We start from the raw sequence: 14,093 nt of genomic DNA, 5'->3' as shown, positions 1-14,093 counted from the left end.
TGAATTCAGCTTTTAAATAGTCACTTTTGCAGCAATCAAAATTGATGTAATATGGAAGAACAGAATGAACTGTCGCGTTTTGGAAAAGATTTTAAAGAAAGAGTTGAAAATGCGCTGTACTGTCTCCAGAAAGGTAAAGGGGTATTGGTTGTAGATGATGAGAGCCGCGAGAATGAGGGCGACCTGATTTTTCCTGCTGAGAGTATGACGGCTGAGGATATGGCTTTAATGATCAGGACCTGCAGCGGTATCGTTTGTCTTTGTCTTACGCCTGAAAGGGCAGATCTGCTGGAGCTTCATCCTATGGTGCATGTGAATACCAGCAAATACCATACGCCGTTCACGGTTACCATTGAAGCTAAAGAGGGGGTAACCACTGGTGTTTCTGCGGCCGACCGCATCCATACCATCAGAGCAGCTGTTGCACCAGGGGCAAAGGCTGAGCATTTATCCAGGCCCGGACATGTATTTCCGTTAAGGGCGAATGCAGAAGGCGTATTTGGGCGCCGCGGACATACCGAAGGCAGTATCGACCTGATGGTACTGGCGGGATTAAAACCTGCAGCCGTATTGTGCGAACTGACTAACGTAAACGGAACTATGGCGCGATTGCCGGAAATTGCAGTTTTTGCAGAAGAGCAGCAAACAGTTGTGGTTTCTATAGAAGATATCTTCCAGTACAGGCTCTGTCAGCAAAAATAGTTATACTATTTTTAACATTTCTTCCATAAACAATACCGCCGATTTTTTACGGTAGGCACCCTGCTGCCATAGGATAAAGGCCTGTTTGTATAATTCTTTTCCGGATATAGGAACAGCGATCAGTGTATCCCAGGTGATGATGGCTTTTTCATTGATGATGGTAGCCCAGTGACCGGATTCTACCATAGAGAGGAGCGAGTGAACATCGTTGAGTTCAATTTTAATATTCGGGATGATGTGGTTTTTTCTGAAAATCTCATTGATGATATCCCTGGAACTAAATCCCTGGCTGGGCAGGATCAATTCCGTTTTTCCCAATTCTTTGAGGGTAATTTTATTCAGTTTTGCCAGCGGATTATTTTTTGACACCACCATCATGATCCTGGAGGAGAATAAGGGCTGCATTTCCAGCCCTTCACTATCGGCCTGTTCATGAAAGGCAAAAACAATATCCAAGTCGGCCATTTTGAGTTTATTATCTAATTCGCCCGGGGTTCCATATTCGATATGAATTGTAATGCCGGGGTATTTTTCTGAAAAGGGGCCAAGTGCAGGAAGGATAAGCGAGCTAAAAGCATAAGTTACCCCAATCCTCAGTTCTCCGTTAACCATGTTTTCCAGTTCAAAGATCGCCTGTTTGGATTTTTTAATATCCAGGATAATCTGGCGGGCATGAATTAAAAACACATTTCCTGCCTCAGTGAGTTGCACCTGTTTACCTATTCTGTCAAACAGCAGCATGCCCAATTCTTCTTCCAGCTGTTTGATCTGCTGGGATAGGGTAGACTGGGTGACAAACGATGCCGCTGCGGCATCTGTAAAGTGCAGCATTTCGGCTGCCTTAATAAAATAATTGAGTTGTCTGACTTCCATAATCGATCGTTAAAACTAATCAAAATCATTAAAACTATCAATTTTATAAATAGATTCAGAATGCTGAAATTTGCTGGTGTAAAATATACACTATCGCAATGACAATGTTCCGTTCCCTTAAATCGCGTAATTTTAAACTTTTCTTTTATGGCCAGTCTATTTCCCTCATCGGTACATGGATGCAAAAAACAGCGGTAAGCTGGCTGGTGTATCAGCTAACCGGATCTGCGGTGCTGCTTGGGGTAGTTGGCTTTGTGAGCCTGATTCCATCGCTGGTATTATCACCTTACGCAGGGAGCCTGGTTGACAGACATGACCGTTACCGCATCATGGTGATTACACAGTTGGTATCTATGCTGCAGGCTGGTGCACTGGCAGGAATTATTTTCTTTGGTTATAAAAATATCCTTGCCATCATCGCTTTGAGTTTGGTTCAGGGAATTATTAATGCGTTTGATGTGACCTGCAGGCAGTCGCTGATGGTGGAAATGGTAGACGATAAGAATGACCTTCCCAATGCGATTGCTTTAAATGCTACGATGACCAATTTTGCCCGTATCGGAGGGCCTGCTATTGCTGGTATTATCCTGAGTACTTTTGGTACAGACGTTTGTTTTATCGGTAACTTTTTGAGTTATATCCCTGTGCTGATCTGTTTGTTTATGATGAATATAAAAACTCCGGTTATCGCTAAACCGTTAAAGAGCATCTGGACTGAACTTAATGAAGGTTTTAAATATGTCTCTGGCGATAAAGAACTGAGCAGCATCATCATGGTGCTTGCCCTGACCAGTCTTTTCGTTATTCCTTTTAATACACTGATGCCAATTTTTGCCAAGGATATTTTTAACGGCGATGCCAAAACCTTCAGCTGGTTTGAGAGTGCCGTTGGACTGGGTGCCATTGTTAGTGCCGTATACCTGGCTAATTTAAAAAACAGTGATATCCTGGTTAAACTGATTATTATTGCCGGAGGGATATTCGGAACCAGCTTGATACTGATGGCCTATGCGCCTCAATTGCCGCTGGCTTTATTCTTTATGGTGTTATCCGGAGTAGGGATGATGGGACAAACTTCAGGGATCAATACTTATATCCAAACACATGCACTTCCTGAAATGCGCGGCAGGGCGATCAGTTATTTTGTAATGGCTTATCAGGGAATGATTCCTGTAGGAAGTTTATTGATTGGCTGGTTAGCCCATGTGGTTGGCCCAAGACCTGCGGTTTTGATTGAAGGGCTGATTGGTTTAACTGCTACCGCCGGCTTTGTTTATTACAGAAGCAGACAGGCAGCAGTTAAAGTAGTATAGGTTTATACTTTTAGTCCGCCAAACATACTGAAGGTGATGATGGCCAGAACGATCAGTGTGATGAAGATGTAGAGTTTATCTTTTTCTACAACAAATGATACCAGGGAAAAGATAATCCGCAGTATAGGCGTGGCAATCATTACCACTACGCCAAGCTGTATGATTTCAGTTGCATTTCCATTTTTCAGGCCTTCAATGATTCCGGTAAGACTGGTAAAACCTGCTGTTTCTCCATGGAAGGTTCCATAATCCGGAATACCCATTCCCTGCTGAACCAGGTAAAGTATTCCTCCGATGATGGCGATGATGCCTGAAATTAATACCCCATATCTTAACACCTGACCGATCAGTTGTTCTACATCATAGTCGGTCATTTTTTTATTTTCTTTTGTATCCATCTGACTTAAAATTTATGGTTAAAACCATTGTAGATCATATTGATGGCAATTAATGTAATGGCGATACTGAAGATGAGCTTCAGTTTTTTTACATCGATTTTCATCAGCAGTTTTGAACCTGTAAAAGCACCTGCCAATACACCCACAATTACGGGAAAAGCAATTCCGGGGTCAATATATCCACGCTGTAAATAGACCACTGCGCTGGCAGCGGCAGTTACACCAACCATAAAATTACTGGTAGTGGTACTTACCCTGAAGGGGATCTTCATGGCGCTATCCATGGCCAGTACTTTGAGTGCGCCGGAACCAATACCTAGTAAACCGGAGAGTAAACCGGCAACGGTCATGATAGAAAATCCTGCGCCAATGTTTGTTAATTTATATTCTACTTCGCCTTCTTTAGTAGGGTAGCTGCTGTTCAGTTTCAATTTGTAGGAGAGTTTACTTCCTTCCTGCAGTGCCCCTTCATGTTTTTTTCTTAAGGTCATGGCTGCCGAGAAAATCAGCGTGCAGCCAAAAAGGATAGCTACCAGATTAACCGGGGTGTAGATAGCTAAGATAGCTCCCAGTACAGCTCCGGCAGTAGTGGCAATTTCGAGGAACATCCCCAGGCGGATATTGGTGATACCTTCTTTTACATAGGCACTTGCGGAACCTGATGACGTAGCAATGGAAGCTACCAGGGCGGCACCAATTGCATAACGGATGTCTACGTGGAAAAACAGGGTAAGCAATGGAATGATCACTACGCCGCCCCCAAGACCGGTGAGCGAACCCGCTAATCCTGCCAGATAAGCTCCAAGTAACAGGATTAGGGTAAAGGTTAAAATAGTCATGCTGTATTAATAATTGTTGTGTAATATACTTTTTATAACTTGTTCTGCGGCATCCTGTTCCCTGTTGGCTATGGCGGTGGCCAGCTCTTCATGCAGCTGCTGGTTAGCCGCAAAAGAAGCGATATTTTCTTCATCCCTTTTGGAGAAAAAATCCCGCATCACGGAAGTAAAGTTTTGGTAAAGATCAAACAGAATGCTGTTACCCGAAGCTTTGGCCACGCTAATGTGGAATTTAATATCCGCTTCAGCACATTTTTTCTGCTGATTGATATCAATTGCATTTTGCCGTTGTTCCAGCAATTCCCGCATCTGCTCCAGGTCGGCCGGTGTTCTGTTTACACAGGCCAGTCGTGCAATTTCTTTTTCAAGTAAGAACCTGACAGTATTGACCTCATCAAAATCGGCACGGCGCAAGCGCTGGGTAAGGGATTCGTCTTTTATCGTTGAAGTAACGAAAGTACCAGAACCCTGCTGTACTTTTAATATGCCTGAGATAGCCAATGTTTTGATCGCTTCCCTGATCGTGGAACGGCCTACTTCATATTGTTCCATTAATTCTGGTTCTGCAGGGATCTTTTCGCCCTTTTTTAGTTTCCCTGTAGCTATATCATTTTTTATAGCGATGATCACTTTGTCGGAAAGTTTCATGAGGTATGAATTGTTTTTTCAGTAATGCACATTTGTTTGAGTCTTCAGGCTGTCTTTGGCGACCAAAGGTAATGAATCAGGTAAGATTTAACAGGAACCTGCTTTCAATTAGATAAACATCTGATGTTTCAAAGGTATTGGTTTAATTTAAATCCGGAGTAACAGATTGTCAATATGACAATTTAATGCAAAATTCTTGTGAATAATTTCTTTTGCTATGGAAAATGTTATAGGTTTACAAAAAACTTTAGGGGTGCCTTGTGCTGAGAAATACCCTTTGAACCTGATGCAGTTAGTACTGCCGAAGGGAAAAGTAAGAGCAACATATTCTGTTGTTTTTCATTCCTGATACAGGCCATTCCTATCGTTGAAAAAACTAAAAGAATGGAAATTACTGTAAACAATCAACTCTTTACGCTTAGCGGTCCATCGTCTGTAACTCAGCTGTTGTCTGCTGTTTTGAACGTTCCCGGGACAGGAATTGCTGTAGCTGTGAACCAGACCATCGTATCCAAATCTGAATGGCCGGCTTATGTACTGCAACCCGGAGACCAGGTTGTGCTCATTAAAGCTACCCAGGGCGGATAGTATTTTTTCCTTCTGAAATTTCAAATAAAAAACTTACTAAAGCCATGAAAGTAGAAAAAACCCCGGATGAGCAGGTCATCAGCAGGACACCCTTCCCTGCATCAAAAAAAATCTTTGTCAAAGGTGAACTTCATGATATTGAGGTTGCCATGCGTGAAATTAGTTTGAGTGAAACCAAGATCCATAATGGTTTTGGCTTAACGGAGAAAAACCCGCCTGTTACTATTTATGATACCAGCGGACCTTATACCGATCCTGATGAGGTGATCGATGTCAAAGCCGGTTTACCCAGGCTCAGGGAGCGATGGATTACCGGCAGGGGCGATGTAGAAAAACTGGAACAGATCTCTTCCGCTTATGGAACAGAACGTTTGGCAGATACCACTTTGGATTCGCTGAGGTTTGCTTTTCAGCATCAGCCCTACCGGGCTACAGCAGGCAGCAATGTGAGCCAGATGCATTATGCAAAGAAAGGGATCATTACAGCCGAAATGGAATATATCGCCATCAGGGAAAATCAGCGGATAGACCTGGTGAACGAACAGCTGGGTGAGCAGGCGGGGATCATGAACCACCAGCATGCCGGCAATAGTTTTGGTGCCAATACCCCACAGGGATATATTACCCCTGAGTTTGTGCGGCAGGAAGTAGCCAGCGGAAGAGCGGTAATTCCTTCCAATATTAATCATCCGGAGTCGGAGCCCATGATCATTGGCCGTAATTTTCTGGTTAAGATCAATGCTAATATTGGTAATTCTGCGGTTACTTCCAGTATTGAGGAAGAAGTAGAGAAGGCTGTATGGGCCTGCCGCTGGGGTGCAGATACGATCATGGATTTGTCTACCGGCAAAAATATCCATGAAACGCGGGAGTGGATCATCAGAAATTCACCAGTGCCGATTGGTACGGTACCTATTTATCAGGCACTGGAAAAGGTGAACGGTAAAGCGGAAGACCTTACCTGGGAATTGTTCAGGGATACCTTAATTGAACAGGCAGAACAAGGGGTAGATTATTTTACCATTCATGCAGGTGTTCTGCTGCGTTATATACCGCTAACTGCCAAAAGGATTACGGGCATTGTTTCCAGAGGCGGTTCAATTATGGCGAAATGGTGCCTTGCACATCACCAGGAAAGCTTTTTATATACCCATTTTGAGGAGATCTGTGAGATCATGAAAGCTTATGATGTTGCCTTTTCACTGGGTGATGGTTTAAGGCCGGGCTGCCTGGCAGATGCAAATGATGCTGCCCAATTTGCAGAACTGGAAACCCTGGGAGAACTGACAAAGATCGCCTGGAAACATGATGTGCAGACGATTATTGAAGGACCGGGGCATGTGCCGATGCACATGATCAAGGCTAATATGGAAAAACAGCTGGAACATTGCGGTGAAGCCCCTTTTTATACTTTAGGCCCTCTGACTACGGATATCGCTCCGGGATATGATCATATTACTTCGGCTATCGGAGCAGCAATGATTGGCTGGTACGGAACAGCAATGTTATGTTATGTGACACCTAAAGAGCATTTGGGCTTGCCGAATAAAAAAGATGTGAAGGATGGAGTGATCACCTATAAGATCGCGGCCCATGCCGCGGATCTGGCTAAAGGGCATCCTGGAGCGCAGTATCGAGATAATGCCCTGAGCAAAGCCCGGTTTGAATTTAGGTGGGAAGATCAGTTTAATCTTTCCCTTGATCCGGATACGGCAAAAGAATTTCATGATGAAACGCTTCCGGCTGATGGCGCAAAGATTGCCCATTTCTGTTCTATGTGCGGGCCGAATTTCTGTTCGATGAAGATCACGCAGGATGTTCGGGAATATGCTGCCAAACAGGGGGTAGATGAAGCTGCTGCTTTAGCGAAAGGCATGGAAGAAAAATCGAAAGAGTTTACAGAAAAGGGAAGTGAAATTTATTTGTAATGGAACTCATCGTAGTTACACTGCCTGAGTATTTTGAAGGAGAAGGCCCGCTGATCAATGAACTTTTTACAGCGGGCCTGCATCTGCTTCATCTCAGGAAACCGGATAATGATGAAGAGCAATTCAGGAAACTGCTGATGGATATACAGCCGGAATATCATCCGGCTATTGCTATCCATCAGCACCATGAACTGGCCGAAGAGTTTTCATTAAGGCGCCTACATTTTACTGAGCAGCACCGGAAACTCATGAGCATTGCCAAGCTGGATGAACTTCGGGGACAGGGATTCTGCCTGAGCAGTTCTGTGCATCATTTAGAAGAGCTGCCCGATCTGGATTATGTTTTTTACGGACCGGTGTTCAATAGTATTTCGAAAGCTGGTTATAACACTGTGCTGGAGTCCGGTTTTGTACTGCCGCCGCACGCGGAGAAGATCTTTGCAATAGGCGGGGTAAACGCAGGGCGCCTAAAGCAGCTGAGCGCCATGAATTTTGATGGCGCTGCAGTATTAGGGGCGCTATGGCACCAGGAAGGTTCTCCTGTAGCAGAGTTTAAAAAAATCAAACAGGCATTAACTGATTTACAATAATGGATATTAGTAAACTACATTATATATCGCAGGCCCCTGCTCAAGGGTCGCACCTGACAGCCATAGAAAAAGTATTGCGATCAGGAGGTAAATGGATACAACTGCGGGTAAAAGAACAGCCACAATCGGCGATCCTGGAGCTGGCTCTTGAAGCCAACCGTTTATGCCTGGAATACGGGGCGAAATTAATTGTTAATGATTACCCGGAGATCGCTTTGTTATGCGGGGCTTATGGGGTACATCTTGGGCTGGATGATATTCCTGTTCCTGAAGCAAGGATTATTTTAGGAAAGGACAGCTGCATCGGCGGTACAGCAAATACTTTTGAAGATGTTTTGCAACGCACAGCAGAAGGTGTTGATTATATCGGGCTGGGCCCCTTCCGGTTTACATCTACGAAGAAAAACCTGAGTCCTGTTTTGGGGATGGAAGGATACATCCGCATTATGGAACAAATGAGGGAGGCCGGTATTACCATTCCTGTGATCGCCATAGGCGGGATTGAGCAGGCTGACATTGATCCGATATTAAAAACCGGAATTTACGGTATCGCCGTTTCCGGATTATTAACCCGTGAAAACGATTTAAAAAAAGATTTTTATGTTAACTATAGCAAATAAGATATTCAGTTCACGTTTATTTACCGGGACAGGCAAGTTCAGTTCGGCAGCTCAAATGGAAAAGTCGTTGCTGGCTTCCGGTTCTGAGCTGGTTACTGTAGCCCTAAAAAGGGTGGACCTGAATGATCAGGATGATGATATTGTGAGTCACCTGAGGCATTCACATATCAGTTTATTACCTAATACATCGGGTGTAAGAAATGCTAAAGAAGCAGTTTTTGCAGCCCAGATGGCTAGGGAAGGGCTGGAAACGAACTGGATAAAACTGGAGATACATCCCGATCCCAAGTACCTGATGCCAGATCCGATTGAGACATTAAAAGCTACGGAAGAGCTGGCGAAGCTGGGCTTTATCGTTTTGCCTTATATTCATGCCGATCCTGTGTTATGCAGGCGGCTTGAAGATGCCGGAACGGCTGCTGTAATGCCTTTAGGTTCTGCCATTGGCAGTAATAAAGGGTTAAAAACGATTGATTTCCTGGAGATGATCATTAGCCAGAGTAATGTGCCCGTGATCATTGATGCCGGGATAGGCGCTCCCTCTGATGCAGCTAAAGCCATGGAAATAGGAGCAGATGCGGTATTGGTGAACACCGCAATTGCAGTTTCCAGAGATCCGGTAGCGATGGCCGAAGCTTTTAAGCTGGCAGTTGTGGCAGGAAGAATGGCTTTTGAAGCCAGATTGGGTATGATCAATTCACAGGCTGTTGCCAGCAGTCCTTTAACTTCTTTTTTAAATGATTAATACTTTCAGCGAACTTTTTGATACCTATAGCTGGGAAGAGACCAGTAAAAGCATTTACGCGAAGACAGCTGCGGATGTAGAGCAGGCAATGGGGAAAACGGTTAGGAACCTGGAAGATTTTAAAGCACTGATATCCCCGGCTGCAGCCCCTTACCTGGAACAAATGGCACAACTGAGCCGCGCGCTTACCCTGAAAAGGTTTGGAAAGGTGATGCAGCTGTATGTTCCGCTTTATCTCTCCAATGAATGTAATAATATCTGTACGTACTGCGGGTTTAGTTATGACAATAAGGTGAGGCGTAAAACGCTGTCTCCAATGGAAATCATGCAGGAAGTAGCTGTGATTAAGGAGATGGGCTACGACCATGTGTTGCTGGTAACAGGCGAGTCTAACCAGTCAGTACATACAGATTATTTTAAAAAGGTATTGGAGCTGATTAGCCCACATTTTTCTCATATTTCTATGGAAGTGCAGCCGTTAGACCTGGAGGATTATCAGGAGCTGATCCCTTTTGGCTTAAACACCGTATTGGTTTATCAGGAAACATATCATAGGGAAGATTATAAGAAACATCACCCGAAGGGTAAGAAGTCGAATTTTGAATACCGGCTGGAAACACCGGACAGGCTGGGTAAGGCCGGTATTCACAAAATGGGTTTGGGGGTATTGATAGGGCTTGAAGACTGGCGTACAGATTGTTTTTTTACGGCTTTACATCTGGGCTATCTGGAGAAGAAATACTGGAAGAGCAAATACAGTTTATCATTTCCGCGGCTTCGCCCTTTTAGCGGGGGACTGGAACCAAAAGTGGAGATGACCGACAGAGAGCTGGTGCAGCTGATCTGTGCTTATCGATTGCTGAATGAGGAAGTGGAGTTGTCTATTTCTACCAGGGAGTCGACTGTTTTCCGTGATCATATTGTGAATCTTGGGATTACCGCTATTAGTGCGGGTTCAAAGACTAATCCCGGAGGTTACGCTGTGGAACCTGAATCGCTGGAGCAGTTTGAAATTTCTGATGAAAGGAGCCCTGCGGAAATTGCCGATATGTTAAGAAAACAGGGGTATGAAACGGTATGGAAGGATTGGGATAGTAGTTTGATTGGGCTTTAGGGCATTGATCTTGATGTCAAATCCTGCCCTAAGGCTGTCTAGCTTTTTCTCCTGTCTCTAATATCGATACAAATATAAAATAAAGTATTTGTATTTAAAATATTTTTTAAAATTAATTTATTAATAATAAGTGTCAATTTGAGTGGGTCTTTGGTGAATTGACCATCGCTCAAACGAAAGTCATCAGTTACAAATTCAAACAAAACTTAAGGTGGCCGTGTTAGGGTTATTTTGATTATTTATGTTCAGATACTTACTTATTTCAGCACTATTCCTGTTCTCAGCCAATTGTTACGCACAATTCACTGACAGTACCCATTACTCGGTTAATTATGCTGCAACGGGTTCGATCAACAAGACGAATGACGGGAATACCTATCTGATTAACAATGCGGCCAAATTTGGCATTAAGGAGAAAACGTTCGACCTTAATTTTACTAATACCTGGGTATATGGTAAATCAAATGAGGCATTGACAAATAATGATTTTTCTTCTACGCTATATTTTAATTTATACAGTAACATACCTCACTTTTTTTACTGGGGATTGGCCAATTATAATACCAGTGCTTCATTAAAGATCAATAACCAGTTGCTGGCAGGGGCAGGGGTAGCTTATAATATCATTGACAAAAAAGATGCTTATCTGAATATCAGCGATGGCCTTTTGTTCGATAGCAGTGATTTAATACTGACGGATAACGTCAGGGATGTTTACCAGACTTATAGAAACTCTCTTCGACTGGCTTTTAAATTTACGATCATAAAGTCTATCGTGCTAAATAGTTCTTCCTATTATCAGCCTTCGCTAAGCAGAAAAGATGATTATAACCTGAAGTCTGATTCCAACCTGGCTTTTAAACTCAATAAATATCTGAATTTAACTACTGCATTTAGTTATAACCGTGCGTCGAGAACCGACCGGGACAATCTGCTGTTTACTTACGGACTCGCTTTTGAAAAGTTTTTTTAGTAAATTATAGAGGATTAGTTTGAAAGGACGGCTGTATTCAGATATGTTTGTATTATCTACGCCTACGAACAATGAAGTCAGTATATTCCAGTATCATCATTCCTTCTCTTTTATTATTTTCCTTAACAGGATGTAAGTCGCGAAAACCTATGGATAAAATCTATCAGTCTGACTTTTATAGTATATCAGCAAATAAAGTTAACCAGGGTAAATTTGAGGCTACGGCCTTGTCGGAGACTTCATTAACCTCTAATTATGAAAGTCCTGTTAACCTGGAGATCAGTCCTGCTTTAGCCTTTAAATTCAGTTTAAATGGCAAGGACAATGAAATGGCGCCCGGAAAAAACCACCTGATCAATATCATATCGTCTAATGGTGTATTTGAAACACCAGTGATCCGTTTTGGCCATCCTTCCGCAGATGGAAGTACAGTTGGGAAAGGTGTTTTTCTTAAACCGGATACAAAACTTACGATCCGCCTGGATATGCGTGATGTACTGGCTGACTTCAGAGACAAAGGATTTTATACCACCTATGACGGTACTAAAATTTACAAGGCAGATTTTAAAGGTGTTTTTGTTGCCGGAAGTATTATTCCCCTGACCTGGGATTTTGATAATCTGTGGAACCATAAGGAACTTGAATTACATGACACCGATGGTGATGGCATTTTTACGCTCAGCCTTGAAATGAATAAACCACAGGCAAAAAAGACAACAGCTTCTTCCTGGACATTATCTAAAGACATCACTGCTTTTCCTCAATATAAATCTGATGTTCCAATGATGGATGCGCTGTACAACCTCTCTCTGGAAGAGATGCAGAATGCGGTAGAACCAGACAGCACTTTTAGGACTGGAAAAGAATGGGCAGGCGTTTGGACCAGGGACATCAGTTACAGTATTATCCTTTCCATGGCTACGCTGCAGCCTAAAGTAGCTGAATACAGCCTGCTGAGAAAAGTAAAAAATGACAGGATTATCCAGGATACAGGATCGGGAGGTTCATGGCCGGTTTCGTCAGACAGGATGATCTGGGCGGTTGCTGCCTGGGAGGTTTACAAAACCACGGGAGATAAGGAATGGCTGGCGAAAGCTTATCAGGTGATTAAAAATTCGGTAGAGGACGACCTGAAAAATATATACGATCCTAAGACCGGGCTGGTTAAAGGTGAGTCTTCTTTTTTGGACTGGAGAGAGCAGACCTATCCGAAGTGGATGGAACCTGCTGATATTTACGCATCTGAAAACCTGGGTACCAATGCTGTTCATTACCAGACCAACCGGGTGCTATCGCAAATGGCAGTATTGATGAAAGACGATCATGCTGCTGCGAAATATTCGGAGATAGCAGAACAGATTAAAGCCGGTATCAACAACCATCTTTGGATGGAGGGAAAAGGCTATTATGGCCAGTACTTATATGGACGCCAGTTTCAGCTCTTATCTCCCCGTTCAGAAGCGCTGGGTGAAGCCTTGACTGTTTTATTTGGTATTGCCGACCCGGAAAGACAAAAGTCGGTAATAGCCAACACACCGGTAACTAATTTTGGTATTCCCTGTATCTATCCGCAGATCCCAAACATTCCTCCGTACCACAACGATGCAGTATGGCCTTTTGTACAATCCTATTGGTCTCTTGCAGTCGCGAAAACCGGGAATGCAGACGCTTTGATGCGAAGTATGAGTGCGATTTACCGGCCGGCAGCACTGTTTCTCACTAACAAAGAAAATTTTGTTTCTTCTACAGGAGATTTTGCGGGGACGGTGATCAACTCCAGCAACATGTTATGGAGTTTATCTGGAAATATCAGTATAATCTATAAGGTACTATTTGGTATGGATATCCATGAAAATTCTTTGGTATTTAAACCTTTTGTGCCTGAAATCCTAAAAGGAAAACGTACGCTGAATAACTTTAAATACCGAAATGCTGTACTCGACATCACCCTGAGCGGTTTTGGCAATATCATTAAATCTATTACCCTCGACGGGGAGGTTTTGCCGGCTGCCACTGTTCCTTCAAATTTAACGGGTACGCATCAAATTGTAATTGCACTTGCCAATAATCAGGTTCAAAAAGGTAAAATAGGTCTGGTGAAGAATAAATTTTCTGTTGCTGCACCACTAATCAAGCTTGGGGGAGAGATGATCAGCTGGAATAAGGTAGAAGGTGCTGTGGCTTACCGCATTATTCGTAATGGAAAAGAAACGGATAAAATAAATGGTTTAGATTATGTGGCACCTAATAGCGGAGAATATCAGGTAGTTGCTGAAGATGCGGAAGGCGTACCATCATTTGCCAGCGAGCCGGTATTGATCTATGCGCCTGAAAAAATAAAGCTCATCGATCTGGCATTGGTAGCGGAAAAATCAGAGCTTCCTTACAAAGGCTTTTCTGGTAGGGGTTTCATCGAGATCAGCAAAACAAAAAACAGGAAGGTTACCATAGAGGTTAATGTTCCCGAGCGAGGTACTTATGCGCTTGATTTCCGGTATTCCAATGGAAACGGGCCTACCAATACTGATAACAAATGTGCTATAAGGACATTTAGTGTAGATGATGTTTTTGCGGGCACTTTTGTTTTTCCGCAGCGCGGAAAGGATGAGTGGTCTGACTGGGGTTACAGCAATACGAACATTGTGGAACTTACCAGCGGATCTCATCAGTTCACCCTTTCTTTTGAAGACTGGAATGAAAATATGAACGGAGAAATTAACCAGGCTATGCTGGATGAGCTAAGGGTAATCAGGATTAACTAA

Annotated in this window: 14 protein-coding genes and 1 riboswitch; of the genes, 10 read left to right on the top strand and 4 right to left on the bottom strand. The window is 43.3% G+C overall.

The features are described from left to right. Window positions 1-51: 51 nt before the first annotated feature. Window positions 52-702: a 3,4-dihydroxy-2-butanone-4-phosphate synthase gene (gene ribB / locus GSQ84_RS04360; RefSeq protein WP_158796020.1), complete on the top strand. Its 651-nt coding sequence runs from the start codon at window positions 52-54 to the stop codon at window positions 700-702. On the opposite strand, the gene GSQ84_RS04355 is transcribed toward ribB, so the two are convergent. Continuing rightward, entirely contained in the window at window positions 703-1,575 is an 873-nt protein-coding gene (locus GSQ84_RS04355) for a LysR substrate-binding domain-containing protein (RefSeq protein WP_158796019.1), read from the bottom strand. A gap of 104 nt (window positions 1,576-1,679) precedes the next feature. Between GSQ84_RS04355 and GSQ84_RS04350 the strand changes: the two genes are divergently transcribed. Next, window positions 1,680-2,888, top strand: coding sequence for an MFS transporter (locus GSQ84_RS04350; RefSeq protein ID WP_158796018.1), 1,209 nt, complete (start codon window positions 1,680-1,682; stop codon window positions 2,886-2,888). A gap of 2 nt (window positions 2,889-2,890) precedes the next feature. Here the strand turns inward: GSQ84_RS04350 and GSQ84_RS04345 are convergent, their stop codons facing one another. Genes GSQ84_RS04345 through GSQ84_RS04335 form a run of 3 tightly spaced genes read right to left on the bottom strand, consistent with a single transcriptional unit; the run spans window position 2,891 to window position 4,773 of the window. Beyond that, the gene (locus tag GSQ84_RS04345; RefSeq protein WP_158796017.1) at window positions 2,891-3,286 is read right to left on the bottom strand and encodes a DUF1634 domain-containing protein; all 396 of its coding nucleotides are present in this window, start codon (window positions 3,284-3,286) and stop codon (window positions 2,891-2,893) included. A 5-nt stretch (window positions 3,287-3,291) separates the two neighbouring features. Then, the gene (locus tag GSQ84_RS04340) at window positions 3,292-4,125 is read right to left on the bottom strand and encodes a sulfite exporter TauE/SafE family protein (protein WP_158796016.1); all 834 of its coding nucleotides are present in this window, start codon (window positions 4,123-4,125) and stop codon (window positions 3,292-3,294) included. 6 nt (window positions 4,126-4,131) lie between these two features. Next, window positions 4,132-4,773: a FadR/GntR family transcriptional regulator gene (locus GSQ84_RS04335; protein WP_158796015.1), complete on the bottom strand. Its 642-nt coding sequence runs from the start codon at window positions 4,771-4,773 to the stop codon at window positions 4,132-4,134. Window positions 4,774-5,012: 239 nt separating this feature from the next. Further along, window positions 5,013-5,100, top strand: a riboswitch (TPP riboswitch). 57 nt (window positions 5,101-5,157) lie between these two features. Here GSQ84_RS04335 and thiS point away from each other — a divergent pair. The 8 genes from thiS (at window position 5,158) to GSQ84_RS04295 (ending at window position 14,093) form a co-directional block, all read left to right on the top strand. Then, entirely contained in the window at window positions 5,158-5,361 is a 204-nt protein-coding gene (thiS, locus tag GSQ84_RS04330; RefSeq protein WP_158796014.1) for a sulfur carrier protein ThiS, read from the top strand. Window positions 5,362-5,405: 44 nt separating this feature from the next. Beyond that, a complete protein-coding gene (gene thiC / locus GSQ84_RS04325) occupies window positions 5,406-7,289 on the top strand; it encodes a phosphomethylpyrimidine synthase ThiC (protein WP_158796013.1) in 1,884 nt (627 codons plus the stop codon). Beyond that, window positions 7,289-7,879, top strand: a complete 591-nt coding sequence (locus tag GSQ84_RS04320) for a thiamine phosphate synthase (protein ID WP_158796012.1) — start codon at window positions 7,289-7,291, stop codon at window positions 7,877-7,879. The genes thiC and GSQ84_RS04320 overlap by 1 nt, the downstream gene beginning before the upstream one ends. Continuing rightward, window positions 7,879-8,499 (top strand): thiamine phosphate synthase, encoded by a 621-nt coding sequence (locus GSQ84_RS04315; protein ID WP_158796011.1) that lies wholly within the window; start codon window positions 7,879-7,881, stop codon window positions 8,497-8,499. Before GSQ84_RS04320 ends, GSQ84_RS04315 begins: the two co-directional genes overlap by 1 nt. Then, window positions 8,480-9,244 (top strand): thiazole synthase, encoded by a 765-nt coding sequence (locus tag GSQ84_RS04310; RefSeq protein WP_158796010.1) that lies wholly within the window; start codon window positions 8,480-8,482, stop codon window positions 9,242-9,244. Before GSQ84_RS04315 ends, GSQ84_RS04310 begins: the two co-directional genes overlap by 20 nt. Beyond that, the gene (thiH, locus tag GSQ84_RS04305; RefSeq protein ID WP_158796009.1) at window positions 9,237-10,358 is read left to right on the top strand and encodes a 2-iminoacetate synthase ThiH; all 1,122 of its coding nucleotides are present in this window, start codon (window positions 9,237-9,239) and stop codon (window positions 10,356-10,358) included. The genes GSQ84_RS04310 and thiH overlap by 8 nt, the downstream gene beginning before the upstream one ends. A gap of 241 nt (window positions 10,359-10,599) precedes the next feature. Beyond that, window positions 10,600-11,331 carry a DUF481 domain-containing protein gene (locus GSQ84_RS04300; RefSeq protein ID WP_158796008.1) on the top strand — a complete coding sequence of 244 codons (732 nt, stop codon included), beginning with the start codon at window positions 10,600-10,602 and terminating at the stop codon, window positions 11,329-11,331. A gap of 71 nt (window positions 11,332-11,402) precedes the next feature. After that, window positions 11,403-14,093 carry a trehalase family glycosidase gene (locus GSQ84_RS04295; protein ID WP_158796007.1) on the top strand — a complete coding sequence of 897 codons (2,691 nt, stop codon included), beginning with the start codon at window positions 11,403-11,405 and terminating at the stop codon, window positions 14,091-14,093.

The sequence above is a fragment of the Pedobacter sp. L105 genome, assembly GCF_009765875.1.
Classification (GTDB): domain Bacteria; phylum Bacteroidota; class Bacteroidia; order Sphingobacteriales; family Sphingobacteriaceae; genus Pedobacter.
The sequence above is the reverse complement of the archived record's forward strand: the minus strand, read 5'-3'. Positions and strand labels throughout refer to the sequence as shown.

What these genes read in the sequence shown, in the direction of transcription:
- ribB (WP_158796020.1), top strand. Translation starts at nt 52, where the DNA reads ATGGAAGAACAGAATGAACTGTCGCGTTTTGGAAAAGATTTTAAAGAA.
- GSQ84_RS04355 (WP_158796019.1), bottom strand. Translation starts at nt 1,575, where the DNA reads ATGGAAGTCAGACAACTCAATTATTTTATTAAGGCAGCCGAAATGCTG.
- GSQ84_RS04350 (WP_158796018.1), top strand. Translation starts at nt 1,680, where the DNA reads ATGTTCCGTTCCCTTAAATCGCGTAATTTTAAACTTTTCTTTTATGGC.
- GSQ84_RS04345 (WP_158796017.1), bottom strand. Translation starts at nt 3,286, where the DNA reads ATGGATACAAAAGAAAATAAAAAAATGACCGACTATGATGTAGAACAA.
- GSQ84_RS04340 (WP_158796016.1), bottom strand. Translation starts at nt 4,125, where the DNA reads ATGACTATTTTAACCTTTACCCTAATCCTGTTACTTGGAGCTTATCTG.
- GSQ84_RS04335 (WP_158796015.1), bottom strand. Translation starts at nt 4,773, where the DNA reads ATGAAACTTTCCGACAAAGTGATCATCGCTATAAAAAATGATATAGCT.
- thiS (WP_158796014.1), top strand. Translation starts at nt 5,158, where the DNA reads ATGGAAATTACTGTAAACAATCAACTCTTTACGCTTAGCGGTCCATCG.
- thiC (WP_158796013.1), top strand. Translation starts at nt 5,406, where the DNA reads ATGAAAGTAGAAAAAACCCCGGATGAGCAGGTCATCAGCAGGACACCC.
- GSQ84_RS04320 (WP_158796012.1), top strand. Translation starts at nt 7,289, where the DNA reads ATGGAACTCATCGTAGTTACACTGCCTGAGTATTTTGAAGGAGAAGGC.
- GSQ84_RS04315 (WP_158796011.1), top strand. Translation starts at nt 7,879, where the DNA reads ATGGATATTAGTAAACTACATTATATATCGCAGGCCCCTGCTCAAGGG.
- GSQ84_RS04310 (WP_158796010.1), top strand. Translation starts at nt 8,480, where the DNA reads ATGTTAACTATAGCAAATAAGATATTCAGTTCACGTTTATTTACCGGG.
- thiH (WP_158796009.1), top strand. Translation starts at nt 9,237, where the DNA reads ATGATTAATACTTTCAGCGAACTTTTTGATACCTATAGCTGGGAAGAG.
- GSQ84_RS04300 (WP_158796008.1), top strand. Translation starts at nt 10,600, where the DNA reads ATGTTCAGATACTTACTTATTTCAGCACTATTCCTGTTCTCAGCCAAT.
- GSQ84_RS04295 (WP_158796007.1), top strand. Translation starts at nt 11,403, where the DNA reads ATGAAGTCAGTATATTCCAGTATCATCATTCCTTCTCTTTTATTATTT.